The following is a 1,859-nucleotide window of genomic DNA, read 5'->3' as shown; positions in this document are numbered from 1 at the left end:
GGGTTTTTACTTTACTATAATTTACCCCAAACCCATCTCATCTTAAGACAAATAAAGCAGGGTAGGCCGTTCTAATCTTTCACGAAAGTAAGTGTTTTACTACCGAATACTTTCTGAATTTACAGGCATTTTCACTGAGGCCATCCATCCGCCAGGATCTATCTAAGCGACTAAGAATAATTAAAGAATCTGACCTATAGGTTATCGAAAAAGAAAGTGCAATTCAAACGGGTAGGTTAGTAGAGGCATGAGTTATAGTACACAGCCCTTTAGTACTTTTTTCTGTAGAAATATCTCCCCTTTTGAATTCAATGAACTCGTTTGTGTAGAGATTGCTCTACGCTACTATTTTAGTAAAAGTTCGAATAGTGCCTATTTAAGCGGTTTGGTGGCATTAACCAGCAACGAGTTTCATTCTAAGCTTAGGGCTAAACATCTATAGCCCCTTTTCACGGCCACACTCTACATTTTTTCCCACCCCCCACCTCACTAATTTTGCTGGTTAAAGGAATCCCTTATTGTTTAAAACCCGCATGGAATGTTTTATTATGTCTTCCTCTGCTTTATTATCTTTCTTCGCAATTGTAGACTAATTTCCGTTACTGATCTAAAGGCAAAAAGTCAGCTCCCTGTAGGCCGAATCTTCTTATGAAAAGTGTAGCTAGTAAAATTTGGTTGCCTTTAAATGCAACCAAAAGTTTATTTCTCTTGACGTATTCGGGTAAATTATTCTAAGATTCAGGTTGAACGCATTCATTAGAGAAATGGATTACGGGGGTGAGAAATCAAAAAGAAAAGAAAATGGGAATGTCGGAAATCTAGACTTTATATTTCGCTAGATTTCCGACATTTGGTTTCGTTCCTAATGAAAGAGGCTTGCCCATCTCTGCCAACAGTCGGTTAGTTGTTGTTGATAGGGTTCACGATGCATTTGGTCTAGGTAGTCTGCCAGGTTGGCTTCTAACTGCTTCTTCAACTCAGCGAGCGGCTCTCCCGTCCAATAACGATCCACTAAAGCCCGAAACCGAAGCTTCTCCCGGTGGCGCTGTTTTTCTACCCGCTTAAAATCCGCTTCGCCATCAAATCGCTTTCTGCTTACCAGCCAATACTGGGCCACCCGGCCCTCCAGATAAAGCTTCTTCTCCTCCTCCGAAAGCTGATGGGCATCTAACTCAGGTAGGGTCCACAAAATCTTCTCAAAGGCTTTCATTAGTTTCTGGGCTAGGGAAGGCGCAAACTGTGGCAAAACCAGATCTGCCAGCACCCTGGGACGATCCTTGCCTAGAAACTGCATTGTGCGAACCTTCAATTCAAACCGCAAATGCCCAACTGCCGGCACGTAAAGCTTCAAAATATGTTGACCGCACTCTACCTGGACATAAGGCATGAGCACGCCATCGACGGGCATGGAATTCACCATGGGCTTGTGGTTCAAATACAGCAAAAGACGCTCTGGCAGCACTTCCCCCCAGCCACCGGCCAGGTCATGGACAACTCCAGGTTGTTGATCGGGGTGCGAAACGGATCGATGCCCCAGCTCGTTGCCAACTCGTCCAGCACGGCCAGTATCTCCAAAGGATTTTTTCCATACCGGTTATGCTCTCCCTGGTTGGCCGCCTTAATCAGCGATCCGCGTAGTTGGAAGCAATAGCGCCCTTTCGCTGAACCCGGTGGCCGGGGCCGGCCCTGCACCCGCAGCCCTTTAGGCCACATAACGTAGGTTGGAAGATCACACCGGATTACGCCCGTCTCTTCTTCCAAGAGAGTAGGGATGCCCAGGTGTTGCTTCAGGTGCTGCTCATCAACCACCAGTTGATACAAGCAAATTCCGTCAAACATGGCCCCTTACTTGCCTGCTT

General features: G+C 45.9%; 2 protein-coding genes. Both read right to left on the bottom strand.

Going from position 1 to position 1,859, the window contains the following annotated elements; translation table 11 throughout:
• Window positions 1-862 precede the first annotated feature (862 nt).
• Entirely contained in the window at window positions 863-1,420 is a 558-nt protein-coding gene (locus DX909_RS29245; RefSeq protein WP_128548860.1) for a hypothetical protein, read from the bottom strand.
• A gap of 11 nt (window positions 1,421-1,431) precedes the next feature.
• Complete coding sequence (locus DX909_RS29240) at window positions 1,432-1,713, bottom strand: hypothetical protein (protein WP_128548858.1); 282 nt, start codon at window positions 1,711-1,713, stop codon at window positions 1,432-1,434.
• Between the last annotated feature and the right edge of the window lie 146 nt (window positions 1,714-1,859).

Source organism: Larkinella soli (genome assembly GCF_003703975.1).
GTDB classification, from domain to species: Bacteria; Bacteroidota; Bacteroidia; order Cytophagales; family Spirosomataceae; genus Larkinella; species Larkinella soli.
This window is presented reverse-complemented; position numbering and strand designations above follow the sequence as displayed.